This is a genomic window from Streptomyces sp. NPDC020875 (assembly GCF_040641415.1).
Lineage (GTDB): Bacteria > Actinomycetota > Actinomycetes > Streptomycetales > Streptomycetaceae > Streptomyces.
The window spans coordinates 17993-34629 of the sequence record NZ_JBFADP010000009.1 but is presented as its reverse complement, the minus strand read 5'-3'; the positions used below and the strand labels follow the sequence as shown (position 1 = coordinate 34629).

The following is a 16637-nucleotide window of genomic DNA, read 5'->3' as shown; positions in this document are numbered from 1 at the left end:
AACCGGCGATCGCAACCATCTCGTGCGACGGGGCCGGATACTGGGGTTCCTACGGCAAAGCGGGTCAGGGATCAGAAAGGGACGGATTGGTGAGCACTGCCGGTACGGAGCGGCGTCGGAGTGTGGGCGGCGGGCGAAAAGAGCGGCATGCGGTCGTGGTGGGCGGGAGCCTCGCGGGGCTGCTCGCCGCCCATGCCCTCAGCCGGTACGCGGACCGGGTGACCATCGTGGAGCGCGACAGGTTACCCGAGGGCGCGGAGCCGCGGCCCGGGGTACCGCAGGGACGGCATCCGCACGTCCTGCTGGAGGGCGGGCAGACGGCCCTGGAGTCACTGCTGCCGGGCTTCCTCACGGAGCTGACGGAGGCCGGGGCGCCACGGGTGGGTATGCCGTCCGGCCTGGTGTTGTGGCAGGACGGGCGCTGGATTCGGCGGCTGCCCGCCACCACGTACATCCGTACCGGTTCCCGGGCACAGCTGGAATGGCTGATCCGGCGGCGAGTTCTCGCCGACCCGGCGATCGAAGTGCTGGAAGGGACCGACGTACGAGGGCTGATCGGCGACGCCGCCAGGGTACGGGGCGTACTGCTGCGGCAGCGACGCTCCGGCGACGCCCGGGAGAAGCGGGACGCGCTGGAGGCCGACCTGGTCGTCGACGCGTCGGGCAGCGGTACGAAGGCCGCGCAATGGCTCACCGGGATCGGCGCCGAGCCCGCGTACGAGGAGACCCTCGACACCGGGCTCGCCTACGCCTCCCGTCTCTACCGGGGTCCGAGCGGGTCCCTCGACGGCGATACGGCCGGTTACTACGTCTATCCCGGCCCGGACCAGACCCGCGCCGGTGGCGCGCTACCGCTGGAGGACGGCACCCATCTGGTCATCGTCTCGGGGCTGCGCGGCGACGAGCCGCCCACCGGGGCGGACGAGTTCGTGGCCTTCGCGAAGCGACTGCCGCATCCGCCCCTGCACCGGTGGCTGGACGAGGCCGAACCGCTCTCACCGGCGTTCGGCTACCGGCAGCCCGCGAACATCCGCCGCCGCTACGACCATCCCGGTCGGCATCCGGCCGGATTCCTCGCGACGGGCGACGCCCTGTGTACCTTCAACCCGATCTACGGGCAGGGCATGGCCGTCGCGGCGATGAACGCGGTCGCCCTGCGCGACGCCCTGGCCGAGCCGGGCCCGACGCCCACGACCCGCCGGGTCCAGCGGGCGATCCTGGCGTCGTCCCGGCTGGCGTGGGACATCTCCGCGGGGGCGGACCGCAAGATGCCCGGCGCCATCGGCACGGCGGTCGGCGGCAGTGCCGCCGACCGCGTCGCCGACTGGTATCTACGGCGCGTCCAGGCGTACTACGTCGGCGACCCCGTGGTGGGGCGCGCCTTCCGCTCCGTACTGGGTCTCTCCGCTCCCGTCACAGCGCTGTTCACACCGGCCGTGGCCCGGGCGGTGCTGCTGCGACCGCTCCCGGCGACCCCTGCCGAGGCTCCGATGACACCGGAGTGACAGCCGGTCAGGGACCGGCGGGCCGAGTCGGTTCTCCCACCTCCTGCCGGACGGGAACCACCGGCGCTCCGGCTCGGCGGCGGGGACGATCCACGCCTCCGCCGCGCGAGCCGGGCCCGGCAGGGAGACTCCTCGACCCGGCACCACGCGTGCCCGGGTCAGCAGGGAGGCGGCCCGGGCACACTCGGCTCTCCGGCCGGAGACGCACCAGTCACCGGCCCATCCCTTCAGGCGCCCCCGGCGCCACCGGGCACGCCGCTTTCCTCAGCGCCCAGTTGGCGTAGGAGGGCGCGGTTGTCGATACGTACCCACTCCTCGACGAGACGGCCCCGGTCGTCGAAGCGGAAGATGTTGATCAGGTCGAATACGACGCGTTCGCCGTTGGGAGGCAGCGGTCCGGCCGGTGACCGGGTGAACTCGCGGACGAAGGTGCCTTCGATCCAGGTCTGACAGGCGATGTGGTCGCCTTCTGCTACCACGATGCCGCGCCGGATCGACCGGTCGTCGAAAGCCTCGCGCACCGCGGCGAAGTAGGCGCTGAGCCCGTCGAAGTCGGACTCGAAGCCGTCCGGCCCGTGGAAGCGGAATCTCTCCGTATCGAAGTATGTCGCCGCCTCGGCCAGGTCTTCGCCCGACACCTCCAGCTCACCGGCGCGGACCAGCCGCGCGACAAGGTCTTCCCGGGTGAATTCCGTTGTCATGGCACTAGCCTGCCCCCGGTCGGTCATGCGGTCCAACGATGGTTCAGCATGGTTTCCATGACATATCCGCATGGCGGTTCCGACCATGGCTGAGTTCACCATCACCGGACTGCGCGTCGTTCACCAGGTCGCCACCACAGGATCGTTCACCCGGGCCGCCGAGGCGCTCGGCTACACCCAGTCGGCCGTCTCCCGCCAGGTCGCCGCCACCGAGGCGGCAGCCGGGGCGCCGCTCTTCCACCGCGGAGGACGCGGTGTGGCGCTCACCCCGGCGGGGGCGGTCCTCGTCCGGCGCGCGACCGAGATCCTCGCCGACCTGGCGTCGACCGAGCTGGAACTCGCCGGTCTGCGCGACCGGCTCGCGGGCCGCCTCACGGTCGGCGCCTACCCCACCGCGGCCATGGCGTTGGTCCCGCGAGCGATGGCCGAGGTGGTCTCCGGCCATCCGGGGCTCGCCATCGTCCTGGAAGACGCTTCGACACCCGCCCTGCTCCGGCGGGTGCGCGCCGGCCGGCTGGACGTGGTGGTCATCGGAGTCGGCCAGGGTCTCCCGGAGTACGACCTGGACGAACTCAGACAGACCACCTTGCTCCACGGCCATCTCCTGGTCGCCGTCGCGGATACCCACCGGCTCGCGGAGCGCACTGCCGTCACCGTGCCGGAGCTGGCCCGGGAACACTGGATCGCCGGAGAGGGAGCTCCGGGCGAGCCGCAGTTCGGAGCCTGGCCGACCTTGGCCAACCCCCGGATCGTCAGTACCGCGCGCAGCTGGTCCACCCGCCTGGGACTGGTCGCGGCGGGCATGGGCATCACGGTCGTCCCCGAGCTGGCCCGGCCCGCCCTGCCCGCAGGCGTACGAGCCGTGCCCATTACCGACAGCCATTGGGCCGGGCGCGCGACCATTGCCCTGACCCCGCCGCGCCCTTCCGCTCAGGCGCAGGTGATGGTGACCGCTCTGCGGAACCAGGCCGCCCGGCTCCACCACGCCGGATGACCAGGCCGGGAGCCGGATCGGCCGACCGCTGCCGGGGCTGCTCCGGTATATCCGCACCAGGCCGGTACAGACCGACCGGTCACAGCAGGCCGGGCTGCCGCCATGCGGCGCCGAGGACATGGTGGTCGAGGAAGTTGAGGAATGTCTCGTACCACAGGCGCGCGTGGTTCGGCCCCACCACCCAGTGGTTCTCGTCCGGGAAGTAGAGGTACTTCGCCGGGACTTCGTACCGCTGTAGTTCCTGGAAGAGCGCGGCGCCCTGCCCGACGGGTACGCGGTAGTCCTTCGCGCCGTGGATGACCAGCACCGGCGTGCGGATCCTCGCGACGTTCAGGTGCGGCGAGTCGGCCTCGTACCGGTCGGGGCGGGTCAGCGGATCGCCGAAGATCCGCTGAAAGTACCAGGGCGCGTCCGTGTCGCCCTGGAACATCCACAGGTCCCACGGACCCGCGTGGCTGATGATCGCCTTGAACCGGTCCGTGCTGGTGGCGACCCGGTTCGCCAGATATCCGCCGTACGAGCCGCCGGCGAGTGCCGTACGGGAGGCATCGATATCGTCCCGGGCCTCGGCCGCGTCCGTCAGGGCGATCACATCGGTGTAGGGGCGCCCGCCCCACTGACCCCAGCCGCGCCGGTGGTTGATCTGCCCGTAGCCCGTCGACAGAGCCGGATCCGGCAGCAGCACCGCATAGCCGCGCGCGGCGAACGGCCAGGGGTTCCACCGCCAGGTCCAGCCGTTCCAGCTGAACTGCGGGCCGCCGTGGACGGCGACGAGCAGCGGAGCGGGCCGCTCGGCGGACGCGCCCTCGGGCAGGACGAGCCAGCCGCGCAGCACGAATCCGTCGTCCGCCTCCGTACGCACCTCGGTGAGTGTGCCGGGCAGATCCCCGACGCCGCCCGGGGCGGGCAGAGGGACCGGAGTCCGGTCGACGGCGGCGGCCGCTATCCGGACGGGCGTCGGGGGCATGTCGACCGCGTGGCGCAGTGCGTAGAGCGTCCGCCCGTCGGGGGCCACGGTCAGCGAACCGTACGCACCCGACGCGGTGAGGCGTGTGACGCCACCGTCCGGGTCGCGCCGGAAGACGGGCGCGTGCCCCAGCTCGTCGGATACGAAGAAGAGCGTGTCGTCCACCGGTGAACAGATCACTTCCCCGGGCCAGTTGTCGAACCCGGGCAGCAGGTCCCCCACCGTGCCGTCGGTCAGGTCGATCCGGACGAGAGTCACTTCCCAGGGGTCGTCGTACGTCGGGTAGCGCATCCGGCGGCATACGACGGCCGAACCGTCGTATGTGAACCGCGGCGCCTCGTAAATATGCTCCGGATCACCGACGACGCGGATCTCCGCACCGCTCACCGCGTCCGCCACCACCACGGCGGTACGGTGCTCGTCCGGGACCCGCCCGGGCACGAACCGGGGGTACGCGACCCGGGTGCCGTCCGGCGACAACGCCGCGTCCCCCGGGTTCTCCAGACCGATTCCCTGCCCACCGGCGACGACCGGTTCCTCACCGGCACCGGCACGGACGAAGGTGTGCGGCTCCTCCGGACCGAGGTCGCGGTCCCAGGCACGGACCGGCCCGGACTCGTAGAGGATCGCGGTCACCTTCGCGTCCTTCCGCGCCGCGCGCAGCTCGCCGTGCTCCTCGGCGTCGGCCGCACCCGGCAGCAACCCCGCGGTGTGGCACAGCGCGCCGGAATCCCGGGCGACGGTGAACGCGGCGATCCCGCCCGGGTGCCGGACCGCGACGGCGGCCTCCCCCCGCGGCGGCAGCGCCCACAGCGCCGCGCCCTCGTCACCCTCTTCGGGGGCGCGTCCGGACAGGAAGTACAGGGTTCCGTCCGGACCGAACACCGGCCCCGACTCGCCCTTGTCGGACCGGGTCAGCCGCAGCGCTTCGCGCTCCCCGGACGGATCGATTTCCCACAGAGCCGACACGTATCGCGTCCCGTCCCCGGACAGCGACTGCACGGCCGCGACGAGGCGAGTGCCGTCGACGGACAGGGCAAGAGAGTTGACGCGAGGACACGCGGTGAAGGCGGACAGGTCACGGAAGGTGGACGAGCCACCGGAGGGCGCGATCATGTGGGCGATTGTCGCTCGCTCGCGACGCGACGACCAGGGAGCCGGACGCAGACCTCCCGTCGCGGACACGGACGTACCTACGGCGCGGCACCGTCGTCGGCGACGGCTTGGAGGAGGCCGGGGTGGACCTTCGCCATCCACGCCACCCAGTGGGCACCGATCAACTCCCGCACGCCGCGCTCTGGCTCCTCGACCTCGGGGTAGAACAGCGCGGCATTCAGACCGGCCCCATCGGATGACGGTCGCCTCCGGCCGATGACACCGACCGCAGGCCGACGTTCACCACGAGCCGTGCGTCGACCTGGTCGACGTCATGGCCCTGCACGGCCGACCACCGCTTCACAACCACACACTCGACGGCACCCCAGATGTCGGGGCGTGCTGGTCGACTAGGCCGTTTCTTTCGGATCATCTGATTGTTGGTTGATGTGTGTCGTTGACTGACGCCCAGTGGGCACGCATCGAGCCGCTGCCGGACCGGTCGCCGAGGCGGGGTGGTCGGTGGCGTGATCACCGCGAGGTGATCGACGTGATCGCGTTCAAGTACCGCACCGGGACGCCGAGGATGGACCTGCTCGAACACTTCGGCTCGTGGAAGGGCGCCCACGCACGAGACCGGACACGATCCTCGGGGACAAGGCGTACTCGTCCCGCGCCATCCGCTCGCACCTGCGCCGTCGCGGGATCCGCGCGGTGATCCCTCAGCCCGCCGACCAGGCCGCCGACCGCAAACGGCTCGGCAGCCGGGGCGGCCGCCCGCCGACGTTCGACCGCCAAGCCGACAAACAGCGGAACACGGTCGAACACGCCATCAACAAGATCAAGCAATGGCGCGGCCCGGCCACCCGCTACGACAAGACCGCCACCATCTACCTCGCCGGACTCCACCTCGCCGCCATCCACATCTGGCCGGCGAGGTGATCCGAGACCTCAATCTTCCGCACGGCGCCGGTAGGTGTTGATCAATACGCCGGACGGTGTCGGCCGCGTGGCGGTAAGTGTCAGGCGCCGAGGGCTCTTGCCGTCGGCGAAGAGCTGCTTCCCGCTACCCAGGACGAGAGGAAAGACCAGCAGCCGGTACTCGTCAACGAGGTCGTACTCGATCAGAGCTCCGAGCAGCCCCCCGCTGCCCAGCACCACAGTCTCGCTCTCGGACGCGGCCTTGATACGGCTGACCTCCGCCGCCAGATCCCCGCCGAGCACAGCGCTGTTCGCCCAGCCCGGATCCCTGAGCGTGCGGGAGGCCACGTACTTGGGCATCGCGTTCATCGCGGCCACCGCGGGGTCGTTCATGTCGGCGTACGGCCACGTGGCGGCGAAGATCTCGTACGTCCTGCGGCCCAGGAGCAGGGCCCCGGCACCAGCCGTGGCCTCGCTCATGAACCGCTCCACCACTTCGTCGACATAAGGCAGCACCCAGCCGCCCTGATCGAACCCACCCTCCCGGTCCTCGTCGGCCGAGAGAACCGACTGCATGACACCGTCCAACGAGACGAAGTTGACCACTACCAGCTCACCCATGCGCTGCTCCCATCCGTGTGCTTGCACCATCGAGATCGACTCCACGCAGGAGCAGGACTCATCGGTCACGGCGGCAACCGCATCTTGGGCAAGGCATTGATCCCGAAGAAACGGCCTAGCCATCGTGCAGCGCCGCGCCAACCCACCCAGCCTGCCACCCGGCCCCGGCGCCATCCACGCAGCCAAATCCCCTCAGCGGGGCGGAGTGCGTGACAGCGGCGGGTGGTCGGCCATTACGCGACGCTTGCGGCCCCATCATCTGTCCGCCCTCGAAGTAGCGCGGTGGGCGGGGGACTGAGGTCGAGGTCGGTTCGGACACGGGCGTGGAGGTGTTCGTCGTGCCAGCCGTCGGCGTGGAGGAGGGCGCTGCGCATGGTGCCTTCCAGGGGGAACCCGGCTTGTGTGGCGACGGTGCAGGAGGCGTTGTTGGCGACGGAGTGGGTGATGCGCAGGCGGTGGAGTTGGAGGGTGTCGAAGGCCCACCGGCTGACGGTTCGGGTTGCTTCGGTCATGGCCCCGCGCCCCCGGGCGGCGGGGAGGAGCCAATAGACGAGCTCGGCGCTGCCACCCGCGAGGTCGAGGTCGGCGAGAGCGATGAGCCCTGCCGCTGTGCTGGAGTCCGTGAGGGTGATGGCCCAGACAGCGGCTTCTTCGTCCTGCCACCGCCGATTCCAGCGCGCGATCTTCTCGCGTGCTGTGTCGGCGGTGAGGTGACCGGGGCGGTTCCAGTGCTGGATGTCGGGGTCCTGACACGACCGCACCAGGGACGGCGCGTCGCTCTCCTGCCACGGGCGCAGCCGCATGGTGCCGGTGAGAGCGAGATGGGGCTGCCGTGTCCGGCTCATACGGCCGGACGCCACCACAGGAGGTATCGGTTTCGGGATGGTCACCGGCCCATGGTGCTGTGGAACTGCGGCACTCCGCCAGGACCAGGGGCCGCTTCTGGTCGGCATCACCCATCATCGGGGCGCCGACGACCGGACCGGGCGCGGCGTCGCCGCAAAAGACTCTCCTCGACCGGCGGCTGGCGGAACGGCAGCAGGGGGCCGGCGCGTTGATGGTTCATGAATGATCGGGATTCCGCGGTGGCGCAGGCTCTGGAGTTGGTCGGGGCTCGGTTTCCCGACGCGCTGGGGGCCGTGCTCGGTGGCTCAGTCGCGCGCGGGCGGGCGACGGCGGGCAGTGACCTTGATGTGGCCGTCCTTCTTCCGGATGCTGAGACCAGCCGGCGTGAGGTGATACGTCATGAGGGGCGGCTGGCCGAGCTGTTCCTGCACACCCGGGCGGATGCCCCGGCCCACTTCGCGAGGGACCGGGCACTGCGCCGGGGCACCATCCTGTTCGTCTACGACCAGGGACTGCCCCTGACCGACACCGTGGGGCATATGGCGGAGCTACGGGAACACGCCCGTGCCGTCATCGCCGAAGGGCCCCCACCGCTCACGGAAGCCGAATGGTTCCGGGGTCGCTACGTCCTCACCTGCTTCATGGACGACCTCACCGACCACCCACGAACCGACCGGTACGAACAGCTGGCCCTCGCCGACTTCACCCTCCGCGAAGCCGTCCACCTGCTCACCGCCCACCACCGGAGCTGGACCGGTATCGGCAAGTGGCTGCCCCGCAGGCTGCTGGAGGCCGATCCCGTACGGGGCCGGGCCCTCCTGGAGGGGCACCGGGCCGTGGCCGAGCACGCCGACCCCCTCCCGCTCATAACCGCCACCGGGCAGATACTCGACCTCGTCGGCGGACCACTACGGGAGGGATACACCCAGCCCTGGACCACCTGACAGCACCCGGATACCCGGCACCCGCCCAGGTGCGTTGTCCGGACAGGTTGGCGGTGCGGGCGGCTGGAGCGGTCACTCATTTCACCAACGTCCCGAGGCGACGCACCTGGACCCCTTGCTCTCCATCCGGTCCCCGAGAAACACCGAATGGCCGTACCGGATTCCTCCGGTACCGCCTACGAACTGCGAAAAACACAATTCGGGACGACAGAATTGAACCTGCGAAATCAGGTGTCCGCGCGGGGAAGAGTCGGCGGACGGCCTCAACCGCAGCCATCGACATTTGCCCCTGAAGCGCAGGTCAGAAAGGTCCCTCCCCGCCACGTCGGGGTGTTCCGCCGCAGTGGGTGACGACCAGTTCGTCGGTCATGGCGTCATGAGTCACCCCGATCGCGGTCTCGGACTGCGCCAGCCGGTCCGGGCCGCTCGGCCAGCGGGATTCGGCAGGCTTCGGAGTAGCCCTGTGATGTGATCCCGTGCGCGGTGTTGACCCGGGTGGAGAAGTTGGCGAAGCCGACGAACACGGTGAGCTCGACCAGGCCCGCCGGGCCGAGCTGCTCGAGCAGGCTCGCCGACAGCTCGTCCGTGACGGTCGGCGGAGTTTTCGTCATGGCCTCGGAGTACTCCATCACCTCGCGCTCCAGCGGGTTGAACACGTCGGAGTCACGCCAGTTGGGGACCTGGCTGGCCTTGGCCAGGTCAAGGTTCTGGTTCAGCGCGGCAAAGTAGTTGATGTCCAGACACCAGTTGCAGCCAACCTGGGCCGCCACGGCCATGTGCGCGAAGGTCTTGAGGCCCTCGTCCACCGCGTCCCACACTGCGGCCTTCGCCGAGAACTCCAGGCTGGAAGCGGCGACGGCAGGATTGTTGAAAACGACCTCGACGGGCTCGGGCACGGAGCCGAACTGCTCGGTGAGAGCCTCCTTCATCTCGGCGGGAAGCTCGGCCTTGGGGACACGCGGTGTCATGGTGTTCTCCTTGTTTCAGCGGCCTTGCGGCCTGTTTGACATGAAGACACCGCCTGGCGCACGAGTGTGACAATCGCGTGTGCGCGGACGGACGAACCCGGTCATCGCCCGACGCCGTCATCCGCAACTCGCGATCACGGCGGTGGGAAACAACTCGGGCCCACCACCGGAACATGCGCGATCTCCGGTCGAGATGCTGTCCGCCCGGCAGTCGGTCCGGCCTAGACCGACCGCTTCTTTCTCGCGGTACGGCGCGCCGCACTGCACTGGACCGGGAGGGCCGCGTCTGGAGGAGTCGTACGCCGTTCACATCGCCGCCGTACCGCTACCCGGCCGCCGCTGGCAGCCCACCACGACCCCGCCTACCACACCGCCGCGTCGTGGCAGGCGCGGCACACCACTGGTTCGAAGAGAACCCCGGCATGCTCAGCGCGCGGCTCGCCGACGTCTGGGACCGGGTCGGCACGGTGTAAACGGCCGAGCCGCTGCCACGTACCCGGCCGGGTAGCGGCACCCCTGGCGTACGCGTCGCCGGAACGACGGCGCGAACCGTACACCGTGCCGTGCTCGTACTGCGCCCCAGTGGAGCGAAGGCGTTCAGAAGCCTGCGGACAGCCGATGCGCCGCGGCTGGGACTTCCCCGCGTCGTAACAACGTGGTGATCCGCCGAACAGGACCGCACCGCAGCACAGAACTCCGGCCCGGGGATACCCCCATAGCGCCGTCGCCGCGATCCTGGGGGGCAACTTCCACCGCGTGGCTGAGCAGGTATGGCGATAGCCCGACCAGCAACCGGACCGGACGTCTCCGCTACGGCGCTCACGCGATCACCTCCAGGGTCTCGCCATCCAGCGGACCGACGCTGCGAGCACGGAGCGGGCCGGATCGGATCGGGGCGGGCCTGAGGACGAAGCTCCTCCAGCCCCACGGCGAAAAGATTCTCGGCCGTGCGGCTCTGCGCCTTCGCATCTGCCTCGGTCGCTGCGCGCTGGGCGTCGTCGCTGTCGGGCAGGGCCTGGTATTACGGCTCGCTGGCATACGCCCTGCGGGCCTCGGCCTGGGCGTCCTCGCTGCGGCCGAGCATCACCAGGGCCTGCTACCCGGTACTCCGCGGCCGCGCGCTCGGCGGTCGGCATGGCGTTGTGCGCGGCGGCGTCCGGTCCGGCTGCCACCAGGGCGGCCGGGTCGGTCGACGGGTCGGGGACGACCTCGAGCGTCCAGTGCCCGACGGGCGGCAGGACGTGCAGGGTGCGCGGGTTCGCACCGGGCGCCTCGTCGGCGGCCGAGATCAGCTTCGGCGCGATCCAGGCCAACCCTGCCCGCCCGAGCTCGCCGTCTCGTTCCGCCCGAGCCGTACCGGGGGCTGCCTGCCGGGCCGGGAGAACCGGCACGGGCCGGGGCCGGCTGGGCGGCTGGGCAACGAGAGGGCGGAGGGGTCCGAGCGGGTTTCGTGCTTTCCCGGTTCGGGGCGTGTGGTTGCGGGAGAATGCGGCATGGTGGCCTGTCGGCCGGATTATGTGCGGCGGGCAAGGGGTGTTGCGGGCAGGGAGAGCCGTTGTGGCACGGTTAGGGAAGATTTCGGTCATCGTGGCGGCCGGGCTGGTGGTGGTTTCCACTCCGCTGATCTGGCTGCTGGACGGTCCGGGGGCCGGGCAGTTGGCCGGGGCTTCGGTCCAGGCCGCTGTCGCGGTGGCAGCTCTGGTCTGGGCCGTGCTTCAGCCGCCGCCCCTGGCGGGTCCCACGGACACGGTCAGCGGAAGCGGAACGGCCAGGGGTGGTGCTGTGACGGGTATCAGGCGGCCGGGGGGCCGGGGGCGCGGCTCGGCCTCGGTCGAGCGGTCAGGTGACGCCCACGGTCCGAACGCGGTCTCCGGTATCGACTACTCGGGCTGAGCGCGGCCGTGGCGGAGACACCGGGACGCGCAGGCGGCGGCGATGAGCCGGAGCCGTCGGTGACCGTCTCGGATACCGGCGACGCCGGTGCCGAGGGGGGTGGGAAGGCTGTGACCGGGTACCGCGGCCCGGGAGCAGCGGGTGGCGCCGCGGGGTCGGTGACTGTGTCGGGTACCGGTGACGCGAACGCCTCCGGGGGGTCGACCGCGATCAGCGGCTATATCAACCAGATGTTCATCGAGGCGCTGACCGTCCGTTCCTGCGGGCCGGACGGACATGGCGGCACGGCCGGCACGTCACCGGCTCTTCCCGTGGACGCACCGTCGGGTGTGGTTGCCGAGGCGGCAGTATCGCTGGCCCGTGAGGTGAAGCGTCGCTGGCAGCGTGAGGAGAACCACCGCCGCGTCCACGACCCGTTTCCGCTGCCGGTGCGATATCGTCCGGCCCCACCCGGTCTGATGGACCGGCTGGAGAACATCCAGCGCCTGCAGCCGGGCGCCGTGCCCCGCGAGCTGGACCTGAGCGGCGATCTGCGGGGGATCGCCGACACCTACCGGGGTATCGCGTCGGGGAGGCTGGTCATTCTCGGCCGGGCGGGCTCGGGCAAGTCCGTCCTGGCGGTCAAGCTGGTCCTCGATCTCCTCGCGGCTCCCGGATCCGCGGCCCGGGTGCCGGTGATCTTCAGTATCGGGTCCTGGGACCCGACCACCACCACTCCCCGGGACCTTCTGGTCGACCGGCTGCTGCGGGACCACCCCCACCTGGCCCGGCGCACCGGCGACGGGGCGACGCTGGCCGCCGCCCTGGTGGACGCCGAGCTGGTCCTGCCGGTCCTGGACGGCTTCGACGAACTCGCCGAGGCCCTGCGCAGCCCGGCACTGGACGCTCTCAACAGCACCTCCCTCCCCCTGGTCCTCACCAGCCGGAGGGAGGAGTACGCCCGCGCGATCCGGGAGGGGCACACGCCTTTGGTCTGGGCCGCGTGCACCGAACTCGGCGACCTCACCGTCGAAGACCTCGCGGCGTACCTTCCCCGGACCGACCGGCTCGCCGCCTCCGGCGGACGCGGGGACGCGCGCGTCTGGGACCCGTTCCTGGAGCGCCTGCGGACGGACGACTCACCTGCGGCGATCCGGCTCGGACGGGTCCTGGGCACCCCCCTCATGGTCGCCCTGGCGCGCACGATGTACGAGACACCCGGGAGAAGCCCGCTGGAGCTGTTCGACACCTCGCGCTTCCCCACCGAGGGACAGATCGAGGAGTATCTGCTGGCGGGCTTCGTTCCCACCCTCTACCGGCACCGCCCTCACGACCAGGCCGATACCGCCCGCCGACGGCACGATCCCGAGCGTGCCCGGTACTGGCTCGGCTACCTCGCCACAAGCCTCACCCGCGACGGACACGACCGCCAGGACCTCGCCTGGTGGCGCCTGGGCGAATCCGTCCCGCTCCCGACCCGTATCGCGCACACCGCCCTGGCCGCCGCGCTCTGCATGGCCGCCGCCACCTGGCTCGCGGGGCTCTTCGCGTATCTCTTCGCCTTCCCGGCCGGCCTCACACCTTCGGCGGTACTGCTCCAGGGAGTGCTGGCAGGTCTCCTCGCCTCGGTCACCTTCGGCCTCGCGCACTGCGTCCTGGCCCTGTCCTGCCGCCCGGCAGCCGCACCCTCCCGTGTTCAACTCCGGCTGCTCGGGATGAAACGGCACTCCGACCCCGGTAGGGCCAGCGACATCCGCGCCCGCGTCAGAGCCGCCCTGGTGGCAGGCTGGCTGCTGGGGATCGGGTACTCCTGGGCGGACATACTCATGCGCCTGCAGCTGGGGATTTTCCCGGAGAGCGGGTTCCTCAGAATCGTGACCGGGAACATGCTGCTCTTCGGACTGGTGTTCAGCCTGACGGCCGGTCTGGCCTACGGCCTCGTCGCGGCCCTCGAAACCCCCATGGACACCACCGCGGCAGCCACCCCGCTCCGCCTGCTCGCCACCAACCGCGCCGCGGCGATCCAGCAACTCCTGGTCCTCATCCCAGCCATCGCGATCGGATGTGGACTCGCCGCTCACCTCGCGGTCCGCCTGATCCCGCAGTTCCTGCCCCTGACCATGATCTGGACCACGGAACTGACCGTCAATCTGGGAATCGTCGGCGGCCTGGGGGGCTCAACGGCGTACATCCTCGCGTTCACCGCCTGGGGGCAGTGGCTGACCCTGGCCCGCGTCTGGCTACCGCTGAGGGGCAAGCTGCCCTGGGACACCGTCGCTTTCCTCAAAGACGCCTACGACCTCGGCTTACTGCGCCACACCGGCGCCGTCTACCAGTTCCGCCATCACCAGCTCCAGCAGCACCTCACCCACACCTACAACAACCCCGCCCACCCCACGCCACCAGTCACTCCGGAACAACGCTGAAAAACCCGGACCGCCCGGCACTGCACGTGTCGCGGGGGTCAGGTCCCGGTACGGGTGATGATGAAGTCGGCCCATTCGTCCGCGGACTCGGCGACCGAGTCGGCCGTGGCCCACTGGTCGGCGGCGAGGTCGTGCCAGCGCCGCGCCTCCGCCCGCGCGAGCACGGCGACGCCCCTGAGGTCGGTCGCCGTGAAGCCCGGGACCCGGGACGCCCACTGCCACGCCTGCTCCGGGGTGTGCCCGCCGGTGGAGACCAGCCGCATCCCCCAGAGCGCCGTGTCGATCCAGGCCGGGCCGGTGGTGGCCCATGACCAGTCGACCAGACGGGCCCGGCCCTCGGCGTCCACGACGATGTTGGTGGACGCCGGGTCGGTGTGCAGCAGCGCTGATCCGGCGAGCAGGTCCTGGTCCCGGTCGGCGCAGTAGTAGCCCCAGCGGTCCCAGGCGGTGGGCAGCCGTACGCCGGGCGGTGCGGGCAGGGAGGCGAGCTCGGCCAGTGCCGAGGCGACCGGCGCGAGGTCCGGTGAGGCGGGCTCGTAATCAGCGTCCCGGCCCGCAACCCCCTCGAAGGCGAGGAGGTGCCAGCCGTGACCGTCCAGACGCCACAGGACGCGTGGCGCACTCGGCGGGAGGTGGGGGTTCACCGCCTCTTCGAGATCCAGCTCGTCCACGGGCGACCAGCCGGGCCCCCACCACGAGTCGTCTGCCTCCACCCCGTCACCAGCCGCAGGTGCAGGGCTCCGCTCGCGCTGCCCCTTGACGAAGACGAGCTTCCCCGAAGCGAGTTCGAGCAGGGAGGCGATCCCGGCCGCCGCCGAGTGCTCGGTGTCGCGGGCCGTGAACGGCGTACCGAGACGCCCGGCAACCGCGGCCACCAACGGTTCGGGAAGCTGCGCCCAGCCGATGCGCCCGGACGTCGCTTTCACTTCCCCGGTACGGGCAGGTTCGGCCCGGGCGGACGCGGGGCAGGCTTCGGCGTCACGGGCCCCCGGGGCGGCTTCTTCGCGTCGAAGGTCGTAACGGTCGTCATGTGAGCAGGGTAGGGCCAGGCCACGGCCGATGGCCGGCTTTCCTGATCCCGGCCGATCCTGTACAGGCAGTGGCCGGATCATCGACCGGCCCGTGGCGAGGGCGGAAGGGGACAGGGCTCACGGAACCGTCAGATAATCGGGCTATTCGTAACACTCTGGAGTGATGCTGCCCTGGCCCGCCCCCGGCTCCCTCTACGACACCGGTCCCGCGGCCTTCGAACAGCCGACCCCGCCATCGGGAGGGTTCGGGTGCGGGATCCGCCGCGACAGCAAGCGTATGTTGAGCCGGATCCCCGGCAGTCCCGGCGGCCCGCTTCGGTCTCTCCCCGACACGCGGGCGACCGGTCCGGACGAGGCATGGGGCGGAGTGTCCCTGAAGGTCTACGCCCGGGCCCAGAGCGCTCGCAATGCGGCGTTGACCGCTTCCGTCTGCTGGGTGTGCGGGTAGTAACCCGGTACGACGAGGTGCTCGGCGTCGAGCTGGTCGGCGAGGAAGCGGGCGCAGGCGATCAGCGGTTCGCCCGCGTACTCACGGTACAGCTCGGGCGCGCCCACCCAGTCCCCCGAGATCAGCAGCTTCGGCCAGGGCGCCGCGGTCAGTGGCTCCAGATCGATCTCCGCGTCCCAGCAGGGTCGTTCGGCCATCGAGGTGGCGGCGGCACGCAGCCGCATCGGGGTGGGCTCCGGGGCGGTCATTCCCAGCGCCTCGGTGGAGGCGTGAAGGAAGTCCTCCGGTGTGAAGTCGGCGGGCAGTGCCGCCGTTCCCGCCCGGGCCCGCTCCAGCGCCGCCGCGACGACCGGATGACCGGCCGCCGGTCTCAGGGCGCCGGGCTGGATCAGGGTGAGCGATCGCACCAGATCGGGTCGGCGCGCGGCGGCCACCAGCGCACTCACTCCGCCGTACGCGTGCCCGACCACATGGCCGCCCTCGCCCAGCAGTCCGATGAGGTCGTCGGCGTCGGTCTCGTAGTCGCTGCGCCCGGTGTCCGGGCTCTGTCCGTAGCCACGACGGTCCATCAGCAGCAGTCGGAACCCGTCGGCGAGCGGGCGCTGAGCGGCGAAACCGTAGAGCTTGTCGTCACCCCAGGTCAGAACGCCGTGTGCGAAAACCACCGGCACGCCCCGGCCCTCGGTCCCGTCCCATACGGTCACATGCACAGCGTCACCCGCCGAACCCGTCGGGCCGGGTACCGAACCACTGACCGGACCATTCATGAATCTTCCTCTACCCAGCAGCGACCCAGGCGGCGGGCGGAGCGAACGGCGCGTTGACCGCTCCTCCGTAGCCCCGGTGGCACCCTCGTCCTGGCGATGGGCCACACACGGACAATACTCACAGGAAGCGGACGGCGGACAGCCATCGGCCAGGCGGCAGTTGGCGCTCAGACCGTGAGCACGGCCGTGACGCCGAAAGAGCCTCCAGCTCCCACTCAGCCCCGTCCTCGCGCCGCCCACCCTGCGCCTGGCCCCGGCAGCACCCGTCAGGCGTCGCTGGACCGCGTGGTCCCCGAGAAACACCGAAAGGCGGTACCGGATTACTCCGATACCGCCTACGACCTGCGAAAACGCTGGTCGGGACGACAGGATTTGAACCTGCGACCCCTTGACCCCCAGTCAAGTGCGCTACCAAGCTGCGCCACGTCCCGTTTGTCCGCCCCGCCGGTCGTTCGGCCGGGCTCGTAGGGAAGACTTTACCCCACTCGGCGGGGGGTTCGGGCCGGTGGCCTGCGGGGCGGGGTGGGTTTC

13 protein-coding genes, 1 tRNA gene and 2 pseudogenes are annotated in these 16637 nt (G+C 70.7%); 7 read left to right on the top strand and 9 right to left on the bottom strand.

Going from position 1 to position 16637, the window contains the following annotated elements; all coding sequences use genetic code 11:
• The first annotated feature begins 158 nt into the window (after nucleotides 1–158).
• The gene (locus AB0G74_RS07305; protein ID WP_361141796.1) at nucleotides 159–1505 is read left to right on the top strand and encodes an FAD-dependent monooxygenase; all 1347 of its coding nucleotides are present in this window, start codon (nucleotides 159–161) and stop codon (nucleotides 1503–1505) included.
• Between the two features lie 227 nt (nucleotides 1506–1732).
• On the opposite strand, the gene AB0G74_RS07300 is transcribed toward AB0G74_RS07305, so the two are convergent.
• Nucleotides 1733–2206 (bottom strand): ester cyclase, encoded by a 474-nt coding sequence (locus tag AB0G74_RS07300; protein WP_361141619.1) that lies wholly within the window; start codon nucleotides 2204–2206, stop codon nucleotides 1733–1735.
• 85 nt (nucleotides 2207–2291) lie between these two features.
• Between AB0G74_RS07300 and AB0G74_RS07295 the strand changes: the two genes are divergently transcribed.
• A complete protein-coding gene (locus tag AB0G74_RS07295; RefSeq protein WP_361141617.1) occupies nucleotides 2292–3200 on the top strand; it encodes a LysR substrate-binding domain-containing protein in 909 nt (302 codons plus the stop codon).
• A gap of 79 nt (nucleotides 3201–3279) precedes the next feature.
• Here the strand turns inward: AB0G74_RS07295 and AB0G74_RS07290 are convergent, their stop codons facing one another.
• Together AB0G74_RS07290 and AB0G74_RS07285 are read right to left on the bottom strand one after the other, a co-directional pair.
• Entirely contained in the window at nucleotides 3280–5283 is a 2004-nt protein-coding gene (locus tag AB0G74_RS07290) for a S9 family peptidase (protein ID WP_361141615.1), read from the bottom strand.
• 217 nt (nucleotides 5284–5500) lie between these two features.
• The gene (locus tag AB0G74_RS07285; protein ID WP_361141613.1) at nucleotides 5501–5632 is read right to left on the bottom strand and encodes a hypothetical protein; all 132 of its coding nucleotides are present in this window, start codon (nucleotides 5630–5632) and stop codon (nucleotides 5501–5503) included.
• A gap of 81 nt (nucleotides 5633–5713) precedes the next feature.
• On the opposite strand from AB0G74_RS07285, the pseudogene AB0G74_RS07280 reads away from it, so the two are divergent.
• A pseudogene (locus AB0G74_RS07280) lies at nucleotides 5714–5839 on the top strand (transposase); the annotation flags it as partial.
• 17 nt (nucleotides 5840–5856) lie between these two features.
• A pseudogene (locus AB0G74_RS07275) lies at nucleotides 5857–6204 on the top strand (transposase); the annotation flags it as partial.
• Between the two features lie 9 nt (nucleotides 6205–6213).
• Here AB0G74_RS07275 and AB0G74_RS07270 read toward each other — a convergent pair.
• Both AB0G74_RS07270 and AB0G74_RS07265 read right to left on the bottom strand, forming a co-directional pair.
• Nucleotides 6214–6804 (bottom strand): dihydrofolate reductase family protein, encoded by a 591-nt coding sequence (locus AB0G74_RS07270; protein ID WP_361141794.1) that lies wholly within the window; start codon nucleotides 6802–6804, stop codon nucleotides 6214–6216.
• Nucleotides 6805–7037: 233 nt separating this feature from the next.
• Nucleotides 7038–7694 (bottom strand): GNAT family N-acetyltransferase, encoded by a 657-nt coding sequence (locus AB0G74_RS07265; protein WP_361141611.1) that lies wholly within the window; start codon nucleotides 7692–7694, stop codon nucleotides 7038–7040.
• A gap of 174 nt (nucleotides 7695–7868) precedes the next feature.
• Here AB0G74_RS07265 and AB0G74_RS07260 point away from each other — a divergent pair, with 174 nt between their 5' ends.
• Nucleotides 7869–8594: a nucleotidyltransferase domain-containing protein gene (locus tag AB0G74_RS07260; protein ID WP_361141610.1), complete on the top strand. Its 726-nt coding sequence runs from the start codon at nucleotides 7869–7871 to the stop codon at nucleotides 8592–8594.
• A 374-nt stretch (nucleotides 8595–8968) separates the two neighbouring features.
• Here the strand turns inward: AB0G74_RS07260 and AB0G74_RS07255 are convergent, their stop codons facing one another.
• The gene (locus AB0G74_RS07255; protein ID WP_361141608.1) at nucleotides 8969–9562 is read right to left on the bottom strand and encodes a carboxymuconolactone decarboxylase family protein; all 594 of its coding nucleotides are present in this window, start codon (nucleotides 9560–9562) and stop codon (nucleotides 8969–8971) included.
• A gap of 1557 nt (nucleotides 9563–11119) precedes the next feature.
• Between AB0G74_RS07255 and AB0G74_RS07250 the strand changes: the two genes are divergently transcribed.
• Nucleotides 11120–11455 (top strand): hypothetical protein, encoded by a 336-nt coding sequence (locus AB0G74_RS07250; RefSeq protein WP_361141606.1) that lies wholly within the window; start codon nucleotides 11120–11122, stop codon nucleotides 11453–11455.
• Nucleotides 11456–11613: 158 nt separating this feature from the next.
• Complete coding sequence (locus tag AB0G74_RS07245; RefSeq protein ID WP_361141604.1) at nucleotides 11614–13860, top strand: NACHT domain-containing protein; 2247 nt, start codon at nucleotides 11614–11616, stop codon at nucleotides 13858–13860.
• A 38-nt stretch (nucleotides 13861–13898) separates the two neighbouring features.
• On the opposite strand, the gene AB0G74_RS07240 is transcribed toward AB0G74_RS07245, so the two are convergent.
• From AB0G74_RS07240 to AB0G74_RS07230, 3 genes are all read right to left on the bottom strand, one after another.
• A complete protein-coding gene (locus tag AB0G74_RS07240) occupies nucleotides 13899–14735 on the bottom strand; it encodes an aminoglycoside phosphotransferase (protein ID WP_361141792.1) in 837 nt (278 codons plus the stop codon).
• 537 nt (nucleotides 14736–15272) lie between these two features.
• Nucleotides 15273–16043 (bottom strand): alpha/beta hydrolase, encoded by a 771-nt coding sequence (locus AB0G74_RS07235; protein ID WP_361141602.1) that lies wholly within the window; start codon nucleotides 16041–16043, stop codon nucleotides 15273–15275.
• A gap of 417 nt (nucleotides 16044–16460) precedes the next feature.
• A tRNA-Pro gene (locus AB0G74_RS07230) sits at nucleotides 16461–16537 on the bottom strand.
• Nucleotides 16538–16637: the final 100 nt, after the last annotated feature.

Coding starts and splice junctions, on each gene's coding strand:
- AB0G74_RS07270 (WP_361141794.1), bottom strand. CDS start 6,804: ATGGGTGAGCTGGTAGTGGTCAACTTCGTCTCGTTGGACGGTGTCATG.
- AB0G74_RS07300 (WP_361141619.1), bottom strand. CDS start 2,206: ATGACAACGGAATTCACCCGGGAAGACCTTGTCGCGCGGCTGGTCCGC.
- AB0G74_RS07290 (WP_361141615.1), bottom strand. CDS start 5,283: ATGATCGCGCCCTCCGGTGGCTCGTCCACCTTCCGTGACCTGTCCGCC.
- AB0G74_RS07255 (WP_361141608.1), bottom strand. CDS start 9,562: ATGACACCGCGTGTCCCCAAGGCCGAGCTTCCCGCCGAGATGAAGGAG.
- AB0G74_RS07260 (WP_361141610.1), top strand. CDS start 7,869: ATGAATGATCGGGATTCCGCGGTGGCGCAGGCTCTGGAGTTGGTCGGG.
- AB0G74_RS07295 (WP_361141617.1), top strand. CDS start 2,292: ATGGCTGAGTTCACCATCACCGGACTGCGCGTCGTTCACCAGGTCGCC.